Origin of the sequence: Pseudomonas sp. TH39(2020), from assembly GCF_016650715.1 — a bacterium.
In the GTDB taxonomy this organism is placed as follows: domain Bacteria; phylum Pseudomonadota; class Gammaproteobacteria; order Pseudomonadales; family Pseudomonadaceae; genus Aquipseudomonas; species Aquipseudomonas mandelii_C.
The window spans coordinates 54,255-73,813 of sequence record NZ_JAEKFF010000006.1 but is presented as its reverse complement, the minus strand read 5'-3'; the positions used below and the strand labels follow the sequence as shown (position 1 = coordinate 73,813).

The following is a 19,559-nucleotide window of genomic DNA, read 5'->3' as shown; positions in this document are numbered from 1 at the left end:
ACAGAGCCTTGGCATGATTGGCTGTATTTGCTAACAGGGCGAGGCACAACCGTTTGTCCCCGCCTATAAATTGCCTGCTGCTTTTTTACCCGTTTTCAGTAGGGTGACTTCTTGAGTTTGACCCACTAGAATGCATGCCCTTGATTCTGGGGTCGGAAACGGCCGGCTAACGTCTGTGCAACGAGGAATATCCATGCAAGTTTCTGTTGAAAATACTTCTGCTCTTGAGCGCCGCATGAGCATCACCGTGCCGGCTGAGCGCATCGAGACTCAGGTCAACAAGCGTCTGCAGCAGACTGCCCAAAAGGCCAAGATTGCTGGCTTCCGTCCAGGCAAAGTGCCAATGAGTGAAATCAAGCGCCGTTTTGGTGCTGATGCACGTCAGGAAGCGGTCGGCGACGTGATCCAGTCCTCTTTCTACGAAGCTGTCGTTGAGCAGAAGCTGAACCCGGCTGGCGCTCCTTCGATCGAGCCGAAATCGCTGGAAGCAGGCAAAGATCTGGAATACGTCGCGATTTTCGAAGTGTTCCCTGAGTTCACCGTTGCCGGTTTCGAAGGCATCGCGGTTGAGCGCCTGAGCGCTGACGTGGCTGATGCCGATCTGGACAAAATGCTGGAAGTGCTGCGCAAGCAGAACACCCGTTTCGAAGTGGCCGATCGTGCTGCTCAAAACGAAGACCAGCTGAACATCGATTTCGTTGGCAAGGTCGACGGTGAAGTGTTCGCTGGCGGTTCCGCCAAAGGTACTCAGCTGGTTCTGGGTTCCGGCCGCATGATCCCTGGTTTTGAAGACGGTCTGGTTGGCGCTAAAGCCGGCGAAGAGCGCGTTCTGAACCTGACCTTCCCAGAGGACTATCAGAACCTCGACCTGGCAGGCAAAACCGCTGAGTTCACCGTAACCGTGAACACTGTTTCCGAGCCAAAACTGCCAGAACTGACCGAAGAATTCTTCGCTCAATTCGGCATCAAGGAAACTGGTCTAGAAGGCTTCCGCACCGAAGTTCGCAAGAACATGGAGCGTGAACTGCGTCAGGCGATCAAATCCAAGGTCAAGAATCAGGTAATGGACGGTCTGCTGGCCACCAACCCGATCGAAGTGCCTAAGGCTCTGCTGTCCAACGAAGTTGACCGTCTGCGCGTGCAGGCTGTTCAGCAGTTCGGTGGCAACATCAAGCCTGAGCAACTGCCGGCCGAGCTGTTCGAAGAGCAAGCCAAGCGTCGCGTTGTGCTGGGTCTGATCGTGGCTGAAGTGGTCAAGCAATTCGACCTCAAGCCTGACGAAGCCCGCGTTCGTGAAATGATTCAGGAAATGGCTTCGGCTTACCAAGAGCCTGAGCAGGTTGTGTCCTGGTACTACAAGAACGACCAGCAACTGAACGAAGTCCGTTCGGTTGTGCTGGAAGAGCAAGTTGTGGATACTGTTCTGCAGAAAGCTAGCGTGACCGACAAATCGGTCTCTTACGAAGAAGCAGTCAAGCCGGTAGAAGCTCCACAAGCCGACTGATCGTTTTTGCGGTAAGAAGTACACACCATAAGCCAGCCTTCGTGCTGGCTTATGCGTATTCAAGACATAACTATTTGGGAGTGACTGCAGAGCATGTTCCGTAATTCGTATATTCAGCAGAACTCTGATATCCAGGCCGCAGGCGGCCTGGTCCCGATGGTTGTCGAGCAGTCTGCTCGTGGCGAGCGCGCCTATGACATCTACTCGCGCCTTCTCAAGGAGCGAGTGATCTTTCTGGTTGGCCCGGTAGAGGACTACATGGCCAACCTGATCTGTGCGCAACTGCTGTTCCTTGAAGCGGAAAACCCGGACAAGGACATCCATCTCTATATCAACTCCCCGGGCGGTTCGGTGACGGCGGGCATGTCGATCTATGACACCATGCAGTTCATCAAGCCAAACGTGTCGACCACCTGTATCGGTCAGGCGTGCAGCATGGGTGCGTTCCTGCTGACGGCCGGTGCTGCTGGCAAGCGTTTCTGCCTGCCGAACTCGCGTGTGATGATTCACCAGCCATTGGGCGGTTTCCAGGGCCAGGCTTCGGATATCGAAATCCATGCCAAGGAAATCCTCTTCATTCGTGAGCGTCTCAACACGCTGATGGCCAAGCATAGCGGGCACACTCTTGAAGAAATCGAGCGCGATACCAACCGCGATAATTTCATGAGTGCAGAAGCAGCGCGTGAATACGGGTTGATCGATGAAGTGATCAGCCAGCGCCCCGCTTAAAATAAGCAGCTCAAAATAGGCTTGGTCGGCGCGTCTGATCACTAGCGGGCTTGAAAAAGCCCGCAATAGCCTTCATCTTGTGTTGCAAGCCTATCGGATTTGGATCGAACGAATGACTGACACCCGCAACGGCGAGGACAACGGCAAGCTGCTCTATTGCTCCTTCTGTGGCAAAAGCCAGCATGAAGTGCGCAAATTGATTGCCGGCCCCTCGGTCTTTATCTGCGACGAGTGCGTCGACCTGTGCAATGACATCATCCGTGAGGAGGTGCAGGAAGCCCAGGCCGAAAGCAGCGCGCATAAATTGCCTTCGCCTAAAGAAATCAGCGGCATCCTTGATCAGTACGTGATTGGTCAGGAGCGTGCGAAAAAGGTTCTGGCCGTAGCGGTGTACAACCACTACAAGCGCCTGAACCAGCGTGACAAAAAGAATGACGATGTCGAACTCGGCAAGAGCAACATTTTGCTGATCGGCCCGACCGGCTCGGGTAAAACCCTGCTTGCCGAAACACTGGCCCGCTTGCTGAACGTTCCGTTCACCATCGCCGACGCAACCACCCTCACCGAGGCAGGTTACGTGGGTGAAGATGTCGAAAACATCATTCAGAAGCTGCTACAGAAGTGCGATTACGACGTAGAAAAGGCCCAAATGGGCATTGTCTACATCGATGAGATCGACAAGATCTCGCGCAAGTCTGACAACCCGTCGATCACCCGGGACGTTTCCGGTGAAGGCGTGCAGCAGGCCCTGCTCAAGTTGATCGAAGGCACGGTCGCTTCCGTTCCACCTCAAGGTGGTCGCAAGCATCCGCAGCAGGAATTCCTTCAGGTTGACACCCGTAACATCCTGTTCATCTGCGGTGGTGCGTTCTCCGGTCTGGAAAAGGTTATTCAAAACCGTTCCACCAAGGGCGGCATCGGTTTCAACGCGGAAGTGCGCAGCAAGGAAGAAGGCAAGAAAGTCGGTGAGTCCCTGCGTGAAGTCGAGCCTGACGATCTGGTCAAGTTCGGTCTGATCCCGGAGTTCGTCGGTCGTCTGCCGGTACTTGCCACGCTGGACGAGCTTGATGAGGCTGCGTTGATGCAGATTCTCACCGAGCCGAAAAATGCTCTGACCAAACAGTATGCCAAGCTGTTCGAGATGGAAGGTGTGGACCTGGAATTCCGGGCCGACGCTCTGAAATCGGTCGCCAAACGTGCCCTGGAACGTAAAACCGGTGCCCGTGGACTGCGTTCGATTCTCGAAGGTGTATTGCTCGACACTATGTATGAAATTCCCTCGCAATCCGAGGTGAGTAAAGTAGTGATCGACGAAAGCGTTATAGAAGGCAAGTCCAAGCCACTGTATATCTACGAAAACAGTGAGCCGGCTGCCAAGGCAGCGCCAGACGCCTAAGCGTCACGCTGCTGGAATAAAGAAGGGGCCTTCGGGCCCCTTTGCTTTTTGCGCGTTTTAACACCTTCTTTAAGCTTGTTTTTTTCGAAGGTAGCCCCCATCTTGGTTTCAAGCTCACTTCCATCTGTTTACGGCCTTATGGCCGCCGTAGAGGCGAAATCATGAAGACAACCATCGAATTGCCTCTCCTGCCATTGCGTGATGTTGTGGTTTATCCGCACATGGTTATCCCGCTGTTCGTGGGGCGCGAGAAATCCATCGAAGCCCTCGAGGCCGCGATGACGGGCGACAAGCAGATCCTTCTGCTGGCTCAGAGAAACCCTGCTGACGACGATCCCGGTGAAGAAGCACTTTATCGCGTAGGTACCATTGCTACCGTTCTACAGCTGCTCAAGCTGCCTGACGGCACGGTCAAGGTCTTGGTCGAAGGTGAGCAGCGGGGCGCCGTTGAGCGTTTCAGCGAAGTGGACGGCCACTGCCGTGCCGAAGTCTCATTGATCGACGAAGTCGACGCACCAGAGCGCGAGTCGGAAGTGTTCGTACGCAGCCTGCTGGCTCAGTTCGAACAATATGTGCAACTGGGCAAGAAAGTCCCGGCTGAAGTCCTGTCGTCGCTCAACAGCATCGACGAACCAGGCCGCCTGGTCGACACCATGGCCGCACACATGGCCCTGAAGATCGAGCAGAAGCAGGAAATCCTCGAAATCATCGATTTGTCGGCCCGGGTCGAGCACGTTCTGGCGTTGCTGGATGCCGAGATCGACCTGCTGCAAGTCGAAAAACGCATTCGTGGTCGCGTCAAAAAACAAATGGAGCGCAGCCAGCGCGAGTACTACCTGAATGAGCAGATGAAGGCCATTCAGAAAGAGCTCGGCGACAGCGATGAAGGCCACAACGAAATTGAAGAGCTGAAAAAGCGCATCGATGCCGCCGGTCTGCCGAAAGACGCCTTGGCCAAAGCCCAGGGTGAACTGAACAAGTTAAAACAAATGTCGCCAATGTCTGCGGAAGCGACCGTGGTGCGCTCGTATATTGACTGGCTGGTTCAGGTGCCGTGGAAGGCACAGAGCAAAGTTCGCCTGGATCTGGCGCGCGCTGAAGACATACTCGATGCAGACCACTATGGTCTGGAAGAAGTCAAAGAGCGGATCCTCGAATACCTCGCCGTGCAAAAGCGAGTGAAGAAAATTCGTGGTCCGGTGTTGTGCCTGGTCGGTCCTCCAGGAGTGGGTAAAACCTCTCTGGCGGAGTCAATTGCTCACGCCACCAACCGCAAATTCGTGCGCATGGCACTCGGCGGTGTGCGTGATGAAGCGGAAATTCGTGGTCATCGCCGTACTTATATCGGTTCGATGCCAGGAAGATTGATTCAAAAGATGACAAAAGTGGGCGTCCGCAACCCGCTGTTCCTGCTCGATGAAATCGACAAAATGGGCAGCGACATGCGTGGCGATCCGGCGTCGGCGTTGCTGGAAGTGCTCGACCCTGAGCAGAACCACAACTTCAACGATCACTATCTGGAAGTCGACTACGACCTGTCCGATGTGATGTTCCTTTGCACCTCGAACTCCATGAACATTCCACCCGCCTTGCTGGACCGGATGGAAGTGATTCGTCTGCCGGGTTACACCGAAGACGAAAAGATCAACATCGCCGTCAAATACCTTTCGCCAAAGCAGATTACTGCCAACGGTTTGAAAAAAGGCGAGCTGGAATTCGACGCCGAAGCGATCCGCGACATCATCCGCTATTACACCCGCGAAGCCGGTGTACGTGGGCTGGAGCGCCAGATTGCCAAGGTTTGCCGCAAGGCGGTCAAAGAGCATGCAATGGAAAAGCGCTTCTCGGTGAAGGTCACTGCCGAGATGCTGGAACACTTCCTGGGCGTGCGCAAATTCCGCTATGGTCTGGCCGAATCGCAGGATCAGATCGGTCAGGTCACCGGGCTGGCGTGGACTCAGGTGGGTGGCGAATTGCTGACTATCGAAGCCGCCGTCGTGCCGGGTAAAGGCCAGTTGATCAAGACCGGTTCCTTGGGTGACGTCATGGTCGAGTCGATCACAGCGGCCCTGACTGTTGTTCGCAGTCGCGCGAAGAGCCTGGGGATTCCCCTGGACTTCCATGAGAAGCGCGACACGCACATCCACATGCCGGAAGGGGCGACCCCGAAGGACGGCCCTAGCGCCGGTGTGGGCATGTGCACGGCTCTGGTGTCGGCATTGACCGGGATCCCTGTGCGCGCGGACGTCGCCATGACTGGCGAAATTACGCTGCGTGGTCAGGTGCTGGCGATTGGTGGTTTGAAAGAAAAACTGCTCGCTGCTCACCGTGGCGGAATCAAGACGGTGATCATTCCTGAAGAGAACGTACGCGATCTGAAGGAAATTCCTGACAATATCAAGCAAGATCTGCAGATTAAACCGGTTAAATGGATTGACGAGGTCCTGCAAATTGCGCTGCAATACGCGCCGGAGCCCTTGCCAGATGTAGCTCCAGAGATAGTTGCAAAGGATGAAAAACGCGAGTCTGACTCTAAGGAAAGAATTAGCACGCATTAGTACGCATTTGCCTGGGTGGCTTGTTGACAGCTTTTTAGAGCCCTTGTTATAAAGCGGCTCTTAAGTGTCTGTAGGCCATTCAGCACTCGTTTTTGCTTTCACCAAAAAACTTAGAATCATACTCAAATAGATATAAGGGGACTTAGAGTGAACAAGTCGGAACTGATTGATGCTATCGCTGCATCCGCTGATATCCCGAAAGCTGCTGCTGGCCGTGCGCTGGACGCTGTAATCGAATCCGTCACTGGCGCTCTCAAGGCTGGTGACTCTGTTGTTCTGGTTGGTTTCGGTACTTTCTCCGTAACTGATCGTCCAGCTCGCATTGGTCGTAACCCACAGACCGGTAAGACGCTGGAAATCGCAGCAGCCAAAAAACCAGGTTTCAAAGCCGGTAAAGCACTGAAAGAAGCTGTCAACTAAGTTCGATTCAGGTTTTTGCCTATCCGGGTCGGGGTCATGCCTGACCTGGCAGCGGAGCGGTAGTCCAGTCGGCGAGTCGCCGATTCGAGACGCCGAGGCTCGCAAGTTCGAGTCATCGGTCCGCTCCGCCAGTTACGAGAAGGCGCATCCTCGGATGCGCCTTTCTTCTATCCGGATTCTACCCACGCTCCACGGTTGCCTAATTTTGAAGTTCAACCGTTTCTGGGGGACGCATGCTGCAGAATATCAGGGACAATTCACAAGGCTGGATTGCCAAGACCATTATCGGGGTCATCGTTGCACTGATGGCTTTGACCGGTTTCGACGCCATCTTCAAGGCCACGACGCACAAAAATGATGCGGCCAAGGTCAATGGCGAAGAAATCAGCCAGAACGAGCTGAGCCAGGCGGTCGATATGCAACGCCGTCAGCTCATGCAACAGCTGGGCAAGGATTTCGATGCTTCCTTGCTCGACGAAAAAATGCTGCGTGAATCGGCTCTCAAAGGCCTGATCGATCGTAAGCTGCTGCTGCAAGGCGCAGAAAAATCGAAGTTCGCATTTTCCGAAGCTGCTTTGGACCAGGTGATCCTGCAAACGCCTGAATTCCAGGTTGATGGCAAGTTCAGCTCTGAGCGTTTCGACCAGGTTATTCGCCAACTCGGTTACAGCCGCATGCAATTCCGCCAGATGCTGGCTCAGGAAATGCTGATCGGTCAGTTGCGCGCTGGTCTGGCAGGTAGTGGTTTCGTCACCGATGCACAGGTTCTGGCATTCGCCCGTCTGGAAAAACAGACCCGCGACTTCGCTTCCCTGAACGTCAAGGTTGACCCGGCGGCTGTGAAGCTGACCGACGATGAAGTCAAAGCCTACTACGACGAACACGCCAAGGAATTCATGACGCCGGATCAGGTGGTCATTGATTACCTGGAGTTGAAGAAGGCTTCCTTCTTTGATCAGGTCAGCGTCAAGGACGAAGACCTGCAAGCGGCGTATCAGAAAGAAACCGCGAACCTGTCTGAACAACGCCGGGCCGCGCACATTCTGATCGAAGTGAACGACAAGGCGACCGAAGCGCAAGCCAAGGCCAAGATCGAAGAGATCCAGGCACGTCTGGCAAAAGGCGAGAAGTTCGAAGTTCTGGCCAAGGAGTTCTCCCAGGATCCTGGTTCGGCGAACAACGGCGGTGACCTCGGCTATGCCGGTCCTGGCGTCTACGATCCAGCCTTCGAAACAGCGCTGTATGCGCTGGCCAAGGATCAGGTCTCGGCGCCGGTCCGCACCGACTTCGGTTTCCACCTGATCAAGCTGTTGGGTGTCGAAGCGCCTGAAGTGCCGACGCTCGCCAGCCTGAAAGACAAGCTGACCCATGAACTGAAAACCCAGCAGGTCGAGCAGCGTTTCGTCGAGGCGACCAAGCAACTGGAAGACTCGTCGTTCGAAGCCTCCGATCTGGCTCAGCCGGCGCAGGACCTGAAGCTCACTGTTCATACGTCCAAACCGTTCGGCCGTGAAGGTGGCGAAGGTGTTGCGGCCAACCGTGCCGTGATCACTGCTGCGTTCAGCCCTGAAGTGCTGGATGAGGGTGCCAACAGCACCGCCATCGAGCTCGATCCGGAAACCGTGATCGTGCTGCGCGCCAAAGAGCACCTGAAGCCTGCGCAACTGCCGCTGGAAAGCGTTGCTGCAAGTATTCGTGCGCAATTGACCAAGGAACACGCCAGTGCCGCCGCCAAGACCAAGGCTGAAGAGCTGATTGTCAGCCTGCGCGATGGCAAAACGCCGCTGGACAAAGCGATCGACGGCCAGAACTGGAAAGTGACCCAGGCAGCTACTCGTGGCCAGGAAGGGGTTGACCCAACCGTGCTGCAGGCGCTGTTCCGCATGCCGAAGCCCGCCGCCAAGGACAAGCCGACCTTCAGCAGCGTGACCCTGGCCGATGGTAGCCTGGTGATTGTGCGTCTGAACGGTGTGAACGAAGCGGCTGCGCCGACCGAAGAAGAGAAGGCTCAATACCGTCGCTTCCTCGCTTCGCGCATTGGCCAGCAAGACTTTGCGGCCTACCGCAAACAGCTGGAAAGCGAGGCTGAGATCAAGCGCTTCTGATGCCTGACTAAGCTTTGCGCTACACAAAAAACCGGCCGAAAGGCCGGTTTTTTTATGGGTGAAACGAAAGCAGCGCGGGTTACCCGTCGCCTGAGTATTTACCGTGCGACTTTTTCCTGTAAATGACAGTCAGTACACTTGTAACTGTTTTAAGACACTAATCGATGCTCCGCTAAGCATCGATCTGTTGCACAATACGCCCCGGACCGTTTTCCTCAGGATGTTCAATGTTTAAATCATTTCCCATGCGTGTTGCAGGGCTGGCGTTGGTGCTGGCCGCCGCGGCCGGCTGCTCGTCGAAGAAAGCCCCTATCTACGAGCATGAGAATTTCGCTGACTCCGGTACGTTTTCGCGCAGCTACCCAGTGACGGATGCACAGACGTGCGAAGCCGCCCGTCGGGCGTTGCTCAGCCAGGGCTACATCATCACCAGCTCCGACCCGAAACTGGTCAGCGGACACAAAAGCTTCCAGCAGACCGGCGAGAGCCACATGGAGATCAGCTTCAGTGTGGTCTGTGCCGATGACGGCAGTGAGGGGCACCACGCGACCATGTTCGCCAACGCCCTGCAGGACCGTTATGCGCTGAAGAAGACCAACAACTCCGCCAGCGTTGGTGTGGGCGTGTTGGGCTCGGTGTCGATGCCGATCGGCTCGTCCGACGACTCGATGGTCAAGGTTGCCAGCGAAACCGTATCGTCGCCCAAGTTCTACGAGCGTTTCTTCACCCTGGTCGAGTTGTTCCTGCCGCCGGAAGCGAAAAAGGCCGCGCACATCAAGGATAAGCCGAAACCGGATCTCGGCGTGCCTGAAGCCAAGGCCGCACCGGCTCCGTTGGCACCGCCTGCGGCAGAACCTGCGCCGGCACCTGCCGAAGCTGCTCCAGCAGCCTCTGAACCTGTTGCACCGCCGCCTGAAGCCGCTCCGATTGCTCCGGCCGAGAATGCCGAACCGGCACCGACCACGGAAACCGTTACTCCACCGCCCCAATCAAGCCTGCCTCCACCCACCGAGCCTATTTCGGCCATTCCTGTTTCAGGCGAGTAATCGGGTTCCTGCACTACGGGATCGGGTCAGATGACACCGATTCCGCAGCGTCTTTAAAGATTGATCCACGTCAACCCAGGCCGTAGTCCTGCGGCCTGTATCGAAAAAATCCTGTGATAAATTCCTGACTGCCTGCTACGTTTTATCAAGTAGCTGCTGAGCGGCGTGCCTGCGTCATTTTTCTTTCACGTGGGCACTTTATGCTCGGGGCGCTGGTCATTTATTCAGGCGTTTTTTCAACGAGCTGTGGGGGATTCAAAATGGACGAATATCAAGAAGAGCTGCTCGAGTATCAGGCGTTTGAACTGGACCCGCTGGAACCGGCCGAAGACGCTACCGAGCTGTAAGCGTCAAGCGGATTGGCGATGACTGCGGCGAAACTCGCCGGGAGTCTGGCCGTTCCAGCGTTTGAAGGCCCGTTGAAAGGCTTCGGCTGAGGCAAAGCCCAGCAGGTAGGCGATTTCTCCGAACGCCAGTTCGGTATCGCGGATGTAGGTCATGGCCAGGTCGCGACGTGTGTCATTGAGGATCGCGCGAAATTGCGTGCCTTCCTCGGCGAGTTTGCGGCGCAAGGTCCAGGTCGGCAGCTTCAGGCGTGCCGCCACTTCTTCCAGGTCGGGTTCCCGGCCACCATTGAGCAATGGCCCCAGTAACTGAGTGATGCGTTCACGCAGGCTGCGGGTGCGTGTCAGTTGCTCCAGTTCCCGCTCACACAGTTGCAGCAGGTGTCGCCAGGTGCTCGGGCAGTGTTCCGGGTTGCGCTGGGCGAGGCTGGCAAGGCTCAAGCGCAGTTGATTGTGCTCGCAGCCAAACTGGATCGGGCTGTCGCCCAACACTTCATAAGCCGTGCGGTAATCCGGCTCTTCGAACTCGATCTCTATGCGTTCGGCCCGCAACGGGGCAGGGCTGACGCTGGACAATTGCTGCAGCCAGCCCGCGATGATCGAATCCACCACGAAGCGGTTGTAGGCGTTGTAAGGGCTGATGGAATAAAACCGCAGCCAAGCACCTTGGGCGTCTTCGTGAAAGCTCGATTGACCGCGATAGTTGGAGCCATACAAGGCTTCGAAGCGAATCAGGCACCGCGCGGCTTCGCGTACCGTTGGCGCCTGAGCGGCCGTGACCCCGGCCAGGCCGACCTGGCTCAGGCGACTGAGCTGACCCATGCGCAAGCCAAGTGCCGGGTTGTCGGTCAGTTGAATGGCGCTGTGGCCCAGGCGCATGTAACGCGGGATCGAGAGCCGGGCGCCCGCTTCGCTGAGGCGAGCCGGGTCGAGGCCGTATTGTTCGAGCAGCGGCTGAGGGTCTGCACCGTGGCTGCGCACGGCGTCGGCCAGGCTGTGAACAAAGCCCACCGACAGATCGCCGAGGCGCATCGGCAACGGTTTCATCGGTTACAACCAGAGGTTCAGCAAACGCGCGCCACGGGCATTGCCGTCGGCGAACTGCTGCCCGTTGCTGCTGAGAAAACTTTGACCGGCGCTACCCTTATCCCAGAACTGACCACGCAGGAACACGCTCATGCCGGCGATTGCCTGGCTGCTGGGCGGTTGAGCGGTGAGTGTCAGACGATGCCAGGCCTGGCCCTCGCTGAGCTCCCCGGCCTTGAGACTGACCGAGCCAGGCGTCGACAGCCCCTTGTAACCGCGCCACGGTTGGTCCCAGGTGCCGCGCCCGACCACAAACGCCGGGACCGCGACGAACTTCGCACCCTGGTCGTCGAGCTTGCGGTAATTGTCCGGGTACCAGCTGTCGCTGCCGATCAGCACGCCCAGGCGTCCGGCCGGGGTGTCGACGACGTTGAGCGTATGCTCGCCATTGGCGGCGATGACGTCATGTTCATCGAAAATCGGGTGCATCTGGCGCTGGGGTTGGCCGATCGGAAAGCCATCGCGACCGAACACCACGCTGCTGTTGTACAACGCGCCGCGGCCGATTTTCAGGGTGCCGTCGATGATGCTGGGCTCGGGTAGCACGATGGAGCCCGCCACCAACGTCACGTGGAATTCTTTCGCCAGACCACCAAACAGCGCCTGGTAGTCCTTGGCCATGCCTTTGGCCTTCATGCGCAGGTGCGCGTCGTCCAGACGTTTGTCGCCCTTGGCGTTGATCAGTGCGCGGACGAACTTCAAGGGATTGCTCACCGCCAGCCAGTTCATGGCCTCCTTGAGCGTGGTGGCCTGATACAGCTCATCTTTCTCGCCGCTGACCATCAACCAGGTGCCGACATGTTCGGGCAGGACGACGATGGTTTTTTCATTCAGCAGGCCCTGGTCCTGGGCCTGCTGCAAGTAAGCCGCCAGCTTGCGGTGCAGGCGCTCGGGGCTTTGATAGTCGGTGGGAAACAGCTCGGGCTGGATGCCCAGCAAATTGCCGCGATCAGCGGGTGTGCCTTGGTCGACCGCGAGGTTGATACGCAGGTCCGACAGGTAATGACCCACCGGGCGGTCCGCGGCCCACATGGCGTAGGTCGTAAGGGCGGCAATCAATGCCATGGAGAAGGTCAGGTACAGAAGTTTGCGCATGGGGAGACAGTCAACGGCCGTGTGCAGGATTCGCGACTAGGGTAGGGCGCATGCCGGCCCTTGCCAAGGGGCGCTGCACATTTGGATCAATAAGTTGTCAGTTACGGTCATTGAGTGACGGCGGCGCGACTCTTAGTCTGTCCAACATGACTGACGGGGGCCGAAGAGCTCCTGCATTTTTTCCGTGATCGCTCGATGTGGAGTTACCGATGGCCGCCGCTCATTACCCGCACCTGTTGGCCCCGCTGGACCTGGGTTTTACCACGCTGCGCAACCGTACCCTGATGGGGTCGATGCACACCGGTCTTGAGGAAAAGCCCGGCGGTTTCGAGCGCATGGCGGCGTACTTCGCCGAACGTGCCCGCGGCGGCGTTGGCCTGATGGTCACTGGCGGTATTGGCCCGAACGACGAGGGCGGGGTGTACTCCGGCGCAGCCAAACTGACCACCGAGGAAGAAGCGCTCAAGCATCGGATCGTCACTCGCGCGGTGCACGAGGCGGGCGGCAAGATCTGCATGCAGATCCTTCACGCCGGGCGTTATGCCTACAGCCCGAAGCAGGTCGCGCCGAGTGCCATTCAGGCACCGATCAACCCGTTCAAGCCTAAAGAGCTGGACGAGGAAGGCATCGAGAAGCAGATCAGTGATTTCGTCACCTGTTCGACCCTTGCGCAACAGGCCGAGTACGACGGCGTCGAGATCATGGGCTCCGAAGGTTATTTCATTAACCAGTTCCTCGCCGCCCATACCAACCACCGTACTGACCGCTGGGGCGGCAGCTATGAAAACCGCATGCGCCTGCCGGTGGAAATCGTCCGCCGGGTGCGTGAAGCGGTAGGCCCGAATTTCATTATTATCTTCCGCCTGTCGATGCTCGATCTGGTGGAAGGCGGCAGCAGCTGGGAAGAAATCGTCCAGTTGGCCAAGGCCATCGAGCAGGCCGGTGCGACCATTATCAACACTGGCATCGGCTGGCACGAAGCGCGGATTCCGACCATCGCCACCAAAGTGCCGCGCGGCGCGTTCAGCAAGGTGACGGCCAAACTGCGTGGTTCGGTGAGCATTCCGCTGATCACCACCAACCGTATCAACACCCCGGAAGTGGCCGAGCAGATTCTGGCCGAAGGCGATGCCGACATGGTCTCCATGGCGCGGCCGTTCCTCGCCGATCCGGATTTCGTCAACAAGGCCGCGGCGGGTCGTGGCGATGAAATCAACACCTGTATCGGCTGCAACCAGGCGTGCCTCGATCACACCTTCGGCGGCAAGTTGACCAGTTGCCTGGTGAACCCGCGCGCCTGTCACGAAACCGAACTCAATTACCTGCCGGTGCAACAGATCAAGAAAATCGCCGTCGTCGGTGCCGGTCCTGCCGGCCTGTCGGCTGCCACTGTGGCAGCCGAACGTGGCCATCAGGTGACACTGTTTGATTCGGCCAGCGAAATTGGCGGCCAGTTCAACATCGCCAAACGCGTGCCGGGCAAGGAAGAGTTCTTCGAAACCTTGCGTTATTTCAACCGCAAACTGCAGACCACCCATGTTGAGGTGTGCCTGAACACTCGCGTCGACGTCGCACAGCTGGTCGAAGGCGGTTACGACGAGATCATTCTCGCTACCGGCATCGCCCCAAGAACTCCAGCGATTCCGGGTATCGAGAACGCCAAGGTGCTGAGCTACCTGGACGTGATCCTTGAGCGCAAACCGGTGGGCAAGCGCGTCGCGGTGATTGGTGCCGGTGGTATCGGATTCGATGTCTCGGAGTTCCTGGTTCACCAAGGCGTGGCCACCAGCCAGAATCGCGAGGCGTTCTGGAAGGAGTGGGGCATCGATACGCATCTGCAAGCGCGCGGCGGTGTCGCGGGCATCAAGGCTGAACCTCACGCACCGGCGCGTGAAGTGTTCCTGCTGCAGCGCAAGAAATCCAAGGTCGGCGATGGTCTGGGTAAAACCACGGGCTGGATTCACCGCACCGGTCTGAAAAACAAGCAGGTACAGATGCTCAACAGCGTCGAGTACCTGAAGATCGACGACGAGGGTTTGCACATCCGCATCGGCGAAACTGGCGAGCCGCAAGTGCTGCCGGTGGACAACATCGTGATCTGCGCCGGACAGGATCCGCTGCGTGAATTGGAGGAGGGTCTGGTGGCGGCTGGGCAGAACGTGCATTTGATTGGCGGCGCGGATGTGGCGGCGGAGCTGGATGCCAAGCGCGCGATCAACCAAGGGTCCCGGTTGGCTGCTGAGTTGTAATAAGCAGGCTCAGCGTGCCAATGGCTTTCGCGAGCAGGCTCGCTCCCACACTCGATCCATGTCGCACTGAAGATCTACTGTGGGAGCGAGCCTGCTCGCGAAGGCGTCCACAGAGCGACTAGAATGCCGGCTCTTCACCCAGAGCCGGTATCGATGCTTCTCCCGCCCAACGAATGGCTACCCCAAGCCCCCCTCGAACCCCTTCATCTTGATTGGCTCACCCGATCAAGCATCGAAGTCGCGATCCTGCGCCTCGACCAAATCGACCCACTGATCAGTGGCAACAAGTGGTTCAAACTCATCGAGCACCTGAAAGCCGCTGACCAGATCGGTGCCAAAGGCATCATCAGTCTCGGCGGTGCCCACTCCAATCATCTGCATGCACTGGCGGCGGCGGGTAAACGTTTTGGTTTTCGCACCGTTGGCCTGCTGCGTGGACATCCACAAGAAACGCCGACGGTGAAAGACTTGCTGGCGTTCGGTATGCAGCTGCATTGGCTCGGTTATGGCGGTTATCGAGCGCGGCACGAGCCGGGTTTCTGGTTGCCATGGCAGGCGCAGAATCCCGATCTGCATCCGGTGCCGGAAGGTGGCGGCGGTTTGCAGGGAGCAAAGGGCTGCATGCCGCTGAGGACAATGGTCTGTGAGCAGCTGAACGGTCTGGGCTGGAACGGCTACGACGGCTGGTGGCTGGCCTGCGGAACGGGTACCACCCTGGCTGGCCTGGTGCTGGCCGAGGCGGGTGAACACCCGGTGTATGGCGCACTGGCCGTGCCCGACGATCATGGTGTGGCGCAGCAAGTCGAATCAATTGTGCAAGAGGCGGGTTTACAGGATCGCGCTTATGAATGGTTCGACGCCAGCCGTGGTGGCTTTGCCAAAGTCGATCCGCTGTTACTTGAATTCATCGATCAGGCCGAACAGGCCAGCGGCGTTCCCCTCGAACCGCTGTACACCGGCAAAGCACTGTTGGCACTCCAGCAGCAAGTAGAAGCGGGAAAATTCGAAAAGGGCACGCGCTTGATCTTCGTCCATACCGGTGGTTTGCAGGGCCGCCGGGGTTTCCACTGAGCGGCGGGATTCACCCGCGCTTGGGCATCATCCGCAGCAAGGTGTCATCACCCACCACATAGTGGTGATAAATCCCCGCCACGGCGTGCAGGCCGATCAGCCAGTAACCAATGGTGCCGCCGAGTTCGTGCCAACCCTGAATCTGCTTGGCCAACGCCTTGTCCTCCGCGATCAGCAACGGCAAGTCGAAGCCGAAGAACATCACTTGGTGACCCTTGGCGCTGGTGACCAGCCACCCCAGAATCGGCATGGCGATCATGAAAATGTACAGCGCCCAGTGCATCAATTTGGCCACCACGATCTGCCAGTGAGGCGAAGCCGGGAAGATTTTCGGTGCCGGGCCCAAGCTGCGAGCGAACAGCCGCAGCCAAACCAGAACAAACACCAACAAACCCAGCATGAAGTGCGATTCGGTGATCAGCGTCCGGCCGCCACTGCCTTTTGGAAAGACCCCGCGAAATTCGATACAGGCATAAACCAGCGCCAGCAGGACCAGCATCAACCAATGCAGCGCGATCGATACGGTGCTGTAGCGTGAATCGGAATTCTTCCAGGGCATACGGTGTTCCTCACAGGTCAGGTCGAGCACCGTTCTTGTCCGACGGTGTGCTTTAACTGTAATCCGCTTACTTTCTTTCTGCTTGACTGAGTCAGTTTTTTTTATCAGATGTCGTCAGTGATGTGCGGACATTGCATCAGTGTTTGCTGGGTGAACCTGGATTCACCCATGCAATGGTTGTAAGTAAGTTGTAGATGAATTAGCGGTAATGAGGGGGTGTTTAATGGGGGGTGTAACGGCTTGTTGTTTATGTTTTGTATTTAGGCGGACGTTGCGCTGGTAAAAAATTTGTTTATTGTTGGGTTGTAAAGTTTGTCAGGGAGACAAACTAATAAGGCTCGAAAATCATAGTGTTTGTCGAGCAGCTAAAGGAGTTTTTATGAGTGTTAAAATGACAAGTAATAACAAGATCTATGCCGGTGTTGTAAAAAAGATGATGGCTAAAGCGCCGATCCCCAAACCCAAACCAACGACCAAACCACCCGTGACCAAGCCTCCTGTCAAGCCACCGGTAAAACCGACAGTGCCCGTCAAGCCACCGGTCAAACCGACAGTGCCTGTCAAGCCACCCGTAAAACCGACCGTTCCCGTTAAACCACCGGTCAAACCTGTCTTGCCCCCCGTGAAGCCGCCAATCCCGCCTACCAAACCCGTGGGGCCTGTCAGGCCGCCGCTGCAGTGGCCAACCCTCAACATCAACATTGATCCGATTGCCCTCATTAACCTGCTGAACACCCTGGGCAGCATTCGAAACGGTGACGGGACGACTTCCTTGCCCGATGGCAGTCTGATCAGCGCCGATAAAAACTCGGTGAAACGCCCGGACGGCATTATCCAGCACGCGGACGGAAGGGTAGAGTACCCGGACGGTCGCATCGTATGGCCGGATGAAACGATTGAGTATCCGGATGGTCGCCTGGTCTGGAAGGATGGCACCGAACAGTACCCCGATGGCAGTGTAAAGTATGCGGACGGCTCAATATTTGATGCCGACGGTAATCAAATAAATGAGGAGTGAAGTTCGGACAGTTGCAAGGTGCTCTGATAGTTTTGTATCGGATGTTTAGTCGCAAATTAGATCGTTGTTAATAACAGTGCGATTATAAAAAAACGCCGTACCCTTCCAGGGTTACGGCGTTTTTTATAGCCTCGATTTTATGCAGTCTGCGGCATCTCGCCCTTGGCCAGGCGCTTATTGATATCGGCGATCACTTCCGGCAAATCGGTGATGGTGTCGATCATGTAGTGCGGCCGCGAGCCTTCGAATATCCCGTGGATGCGCTTGCGTTCGCTGGCCAGTTGGTCGCTGCCCAAGGCACGATAACCTTCGTAGTCCAGGCCCAGCGCGTTGCCCGAGCAGATCAACGCCACGGTCCACATGCCGGCGCGACGACCTTCAAGAATGCCCGGCACGGTGTCGTCGATCTTCACGCAGGCTGCGACATCATCGATCCCGAGGGCGATCACGTTGGCCAGCGCCTGGGCCGGCCATGGACGGCCGTTGGGCACTTCGTCGGTGGCGACCACGTGGTCGGCAACGTAACCGTTGGTGGCGGCCAGCTCGACAACCTTGTCCATGACCTGTTTTGGATAGCCGGAGCAGGAACCGATTTTGATTCCTTGCTGGCGCAGATTGGCGATGGTGTCCAGCGCGCCCGGAATCAGCGCCGAATGCTCGGCGATTTTCTCGATTTGCAGGGGCATGAAGCGTTTGTAGATAGCGGTGACGTCATCATCGGTCGGCGTGCGGCCGAACACCTGGCGATAACGTTCGGCCACTTGCGGCTGATCGCACAGGGTGCGGATGTGGTCCCACTTGCCCATGCCCATCGGGCCGCGGGCTTCTTCGATGGAAACCTGGACGTCGAACTCGGCGAAAGCTTCGACAAAAATCTGCGTCGGGGCGAAGGAGCCGAAGTCGACCACGGTGCCGGCCCAGTCGAGGATGGCGGCTTGGAGTTTGGTTGGGTTTGCGTAGTTCATGTCTCAAATCCTGTATTGGGGAATGAAGAGCCGTGTAGCAGCTGTCGAGCCCCAGCGAGGCTGCGTTCGGCTGCGCAGCAGTCGTTAACTCTGGCGACTCGGTTCATCTAAAAACACCGAGGTGGATGGCTTTTACGACTGCTTCGCAGCCGAACGCAGCCTCGCTGGGGCTCGACAGCTGCTACAAGTCGTCGTGAATCAGATTTCGAGGACTTCCATCTCGCGCAGTACGTCGGCGATCGCCGCCACGGCCGCGTGCATTTCGGCCTGGTTGACGTGGCCGATACAGCCGACGCGGAAAGTTTCGACCTGGGTCAATTTGCCGGGGTAGAGGATGAAACCCTTGGCCTTGACGCGTTCGTAGAATTCCTTGAACTGGTAACGCGGGTCTTTCGGTGCATGAAAGGTGACGATGATCGGCGCCTGAATCGCGGCGGGCAGAAAGCTGCGCAGCCCCAGTTTGGCCATGTCATCGAGCAGCACCTGGCAGTTGTTGGCATAGCGCTGATGCCGGGCGGGCAAACCACCTTCTTCGTTGTATTGCAGCAGGGCTTCGTGCAGCGCGGCGACCACGTGGGTCGGCGGGGTGAAGCGCCATTGGCCGGTCTTGGCCATGTAGGTGTGCTGATCAAAAAGGTCCATCGCCAGCGAGTGCGAGTTGCCGGCGGCATTGGCCAGCGCTTCTTTGCGAGCGAAGACTAAGCCCATTCCCGGCACGCCTTCCAGGCATTTGCCCGAAGCGGCGATCAGCGCGTCGAACGGCACCTGTTGCGCGTCGATCGGCAACGCGCCAAAAGAACTCATGGCGTCAATGATCAGGCGTTTGCCGTGTTGCGCGATGACGTGGGCGATTTCCGGCAGTGGGTTGAGGATCCCGGTGCTGGTTTCGCAGTGAATCAGCGCGACGTGGGTGATGTTGGCATCGGCGCGCAGCAGGCGGTCGACGTCGGCGGCGGTGGTCGGCTCGTCTTCGGCGGTTTCAAAAGTGCTGAAACAGCGGCCGAGCACTTCGCAGATTTTCGCCAGGCGTTTGCCGTAGGCGCCGTTGATCAGCACCAGGACTTTGCCGTCGCGAGGCACCAGCGTGCCGATCGCTGCTTCGACCGCGAACGTGCCGCTGCCTTGCAGGGGCACGCAGTGGTGGCTGTCGCCGCCGTTGATGATCGCCAGCAATTGTTCGCACAGGCTGGCGGTCAGTTGATTGAAGCGGTCATCCCATGAACCCCAGTCGACCATCATCGCCTGACGGGTGCGGGCCGATGTGGTCAGTGGGCCGGGGGTGAGCAGGATGGGTTCGGCAGTACTCATTCTCGTGTCCTCGCAATCGATGGGATGAAGCTACGGGGCTTAAATTGCAATTTGCCGTGCTATCAATCAAATTGTTTGTTGTTATGCCAGCCATCAGTGAGGGTTA

The 19,559-nt window shown here is 57.4% G+C and carries 16 protein-coding genes; 11 read left to right on the top strand and 5 right to left on the bottom strand.

Going from position 1 to position 19,559, the window contains the following annotated elements; genetic code table 11:
• The first annotated feature begins 193 nt into the window (after positions 1–193).
• The 8 genes from tig (at position 194) to JFU47_RS08120 (ending at position 10,105) form a co-directional block, all read left to right on the top strand.
• The gene (gene tig / locus JFU47_RS08155) at positions 194–1,504 is read left to right on the top strand and encodes a trigger factor (protein ID WP_046047576.1); all 1,311 of its coding nucleotides are present in this window, start codon (positions 194–196) and stop codon (positions 1,502–1,504) included.
• A gap of 93 nt (positions 1,505–1,597) precedes the next feature.
• Positions 1,598–2,233 (top strand): ATP-dependent Clp endopeptidase proteolytic subunit ClpP, encoded by a 636-nt coding sequence (gene clpP, locus JFU47_RS08150; RefSeq protein ID WP_008148423.1) that lies wholly within the window; start codon positions 1,598–1,600, stop codon positions 2,231–2,233.
• Positions 2,234–2,345: 112 nt separating this feature from the next.
• Positions 2,346–3,629: an ATP-dependent Clp protease ATP-binding subunit ClpX gene (gene clpX, locus JFU47_RS08145; RefSeq protein WP_007946893.1), complete on the top strand. Its 1,284-nt coding sequence runs from the start codon at positions 2,346–2,348 to the stop codon at positions 3,627–3,629.
• Between the two features lie 161 nt (positions 3,630–3,790).
• A complete protein-coding gene (lon, locus tag JFU47_RS08140; protein WP_008148424.1) occupies positions 3,791–6,187 on the top strand; it encodes an endopeptidase La in 2,397 nt (798 codons plus the stop codon).
• A gap of 147 nt (positions 6,188–6,334) precedes the next feature.
• Complete coding sequence (locus JFU47_RS08135; protein ID WP_002552737.1) at positions 6,335–6,607, top strand: HU family DNA-binding protein; 273 nt, start codon at positions 6,335–6,337, stop codon at positions 6,605–6,607.
• A gap of 233 nt (positions 6,608–6,840) precedes the next feature.
• Positions 6,841–8,712, top strand: a complete 1,872-nt coding sequence (locus JFU47_RS08130) for a SurA N-terminal domain-containing protein (RefSeq protein ID WP_201182416.1) — start codon at positions 6,841–6,843, stop codon at positions 8,710–8,712.
• A gap of 227 nt (positions 8,713–8,939) precedes the next feature.
• Positions 8,940–9,758 (top strand): DUF2242 domain-containing protein, encoded by an 819-nt coding sequence (locus tag JFU47_RS08125; RefSeq protein WP_201182414.1) that lies wholly within the window; start codon positions 8,940–8,942, stop codon positions 9,756–9,758.
• 200 nt (positions 9,759–9,958) lie between these two features.
• A complete protein-coding gene (locus JFU47_RS08120) occupies positions 9,959–10,105 on the top strand; it encodes a hypothetical protein (RefSeq protein ID WP_240050527.1) in 147 nt (48 codons plus the stop codon).
• 3 nt (positions 10,106–10,108) lie between these two features.
• Here JFU47_RS08120 and JFU47_RS08115 read toward each other — a convergent pair whose 3' ends face one another.
• Both JFU47_RS08115 and JFU47_RS08110 read right to left on the bottom strand, forming a co-directional pair.
• Positions 10,109–11,149 carry an AraC family transcriptional regulator gene (locus tag JFU47_RS08115; protein ID WP_140680184.1) on the bottom strand — a complete coding sequence of 347 codons (1,041 nt, stop codon included), beginning with the start codon at positions 11,147–11,149 and terminating at the stop codon, positions 10,109–10,111.
• Between the two features lie 3 nt (positions 11,150–11,152).
• Complete coding sequence (locus JFU47_RS08110) at positions 11,153–12,283, bottom strand: nitrilase-related carbon-nitrogen hydrolase (RefSeq protein WP_140680183.1); 1,131 nt, start codon at positions 12,281–12,283, stop codon at positions 11,153–11,155.
• 209 nt (positions 12,284–12,492) lie between these two features.
• Here JFU47_RS08110 and JFU47_RS08105 point away from each other — a divergent pair, with 209 nt between their 5' ends.
• A complete protein-coding gene (locus tag JFU47_RS08105) occupies positions 12,493–14,532 on the top strand; it encodes an NADPH-dependent 2,4-dienoyl-CoA reductase (protein ID WP_201182412.1) in 2,040 nt (679 codons plus the stop codon).
• 153 nt (positions 14,533–14,685) lie between these two features.
• Entirely contained in the window at positions 14,686–15,603 is a 918-nt protein-coding gene (locus JFU47_RS08100; protein WP_201182410.1) for a 1-aminocyclopropane-1-carboxylate deaminase/D-cysteine desulfhydrase, read from the top strand.
• A gap of 10 nt (positions 15,604–15,613) precedes the next feature.
• Here JFU47_RS08100 and JFU47_RS08095 read toward each other — a convergent pair whose 3' ends face one another.
• Complete coding sequence (locus JFU47_RS08095) at positions 15,614–16,162, bottom strand: cytochrome b (RefSeq protein WP_201182408.1); 549 nt, start codon at positions 16,160–16,162, stop codon at positions 15,614–15,616.
• 379 nt (positions 16,163–16,541) lie between these two features.
• On the opposite strand from JFU47_RS08095, the gene JFU47_RS08090 reads away from it, so the two are divergent.
• A complete protein-coding gene (locus JFU47_RS08090; protein WP_201182406.1) occupies positions 16,542–17,180 on the top strand; it encodes a hypothetical protein in 639 nt (212 codons plus the stop codon).
• A gap of 137 nt (positions 17,181–17,317) precedes the next feature.
• Here the strand turns inward: JFU47_RS08090 and phnX are convergent, their stop codons facing one another.
• Positions 17,318–18,145 carry a phosphonoacetaldehyde hydrolase gene (gene phnX / locus JFU47_RS08085; RefSeq protein WP_201182404.1) on the bottom strand — a complete coding sequence of 276 codons (828 nt, stop codon included), beginning with the start codon at positions 18,143–18,145 and terminating at the stop codon, positions 17,318–17,320.
• Between the two features lie 198 nt (positions 18,146–18,343).
• On the bottom strand, positions 18,344–19,453 hold the full coding sequence (locus JFU47_RS08080; RefSeq protein WP_201182402.1) for a 2-aminoethylphosphonate--pyruvate transaminase: 1,110 nt from the start codon (positions 19,451–19,453) through the stop codon (positions 18,344–18,346).
• Positions 19,454–19,559: the final 106 nt, after the last annotated feature.

Excerpts from the sequence above, each read along its gene's own strand:
- tig (WP_046047576.1), top strand. The coding sequence starts at position 194 with ATGCAAGTTTCTGTTGAAAATACTTCTGCTCTTGAGCGCCGCATGAGC.
- clpP (WP_008148423.1), top strand. The coding sequence starts at position 1,598 with ATGTTCCGTAATTCGTATATTCAGCAGAACTCTGATATCCAGGCCGCA.
- clpX (WP_007946893.1), top strand. The coding sequence starts at position 2,346 with ATGACTGACACCCGCAACGGCGAGGACAACGGCAAGCTGCTCTATTGC.
- lon (WP_008148424.1), top strand. The coding sequence starts at position 3,791 with ATGAAGACAACCATCGAATTGCCTCTCCTGCCATTGCGTGATGTTGTG.
- JFU47_RS08130 (WP_201182416.1), top strand. The coding sequence starts at position 6,841 with ATGCTGCAGAATATCAGGGACAATTCACAAGGCTGGATTGCCAAGACC.
- JFU47_RS08125 (WP_201182414.1), top strand. The coding sequence starts at position 8,940 with ATGTTTAAATCATTTCCCATGCGTGTTGCAGGGCTGGCGTTGGTGCTG.
- JFU47_RS08120 (WP_240050527.1), top strand. The coding sequence starts at position 9,959 with ATGCTCGGGGCGCTGGTCATTTATTCAGGCGTTTTTTCAACGAGCTGT.
- JFU47_RS08115 (WP_140680184.1), bottom strand. The coding sequence starts at position 11,149 with ATGAAACCGTTGCCGATGCGCCTCGGCGATCTGTCGGTGGGCTTTGTT.
- JFU47_RS08110 (WP_140680183.1), bottom strand. The coding sequence starts at position 12,283 with ATGCGCAAACTTCTGTACCTGACCTTCTCCATGGCATTGATTGCCGCC.
- JFU47_RS08105 (WP_201182412.1), top strand. The coding sequence starts at position 12,493 with ATGGCCGCCGCTCATTACCCGCACCTGTTGGCCCCGCTGGACCTGGGT.
- JFU47_RS08100 (WP_201182410.1), top strand. The coding sequence starts at position 14,686 with ATGCTTCTCCCGCCCAACGAATGGCTACCCCAAGCCCCCCTCGAACCC.
- JFU47_RS08095 (WP_201182408.1), bottom strand. The coding sequence starts at position 16,162 with ATGCCCTGGAAGAATTCCGATTCACGCTACAGCACCGTATCGATCGCG.
- JFU47_RS08090 (WP_201182406.1), top strand. The coding sequence starts at position 16,542 with ATGAGTGTTAAAATGACAAGTAATAACAAGATCTATGCCGGTGTTGTA.
- phnX (WP_201182404.1), bottom strand. The coding sequence starts at position 18,145 with ATGAACTACGCAAACCCAACCAAACTCCAAGCCGCCATCCTCGACTGG.
- JFU47_RS08080 (WP_201182402.1), bottom strand. The coding sequence starts at position 19,453 with ATGAGTACTGCCGAACCCATCCTGCTCACCCCCGGCCCACTGACCACA.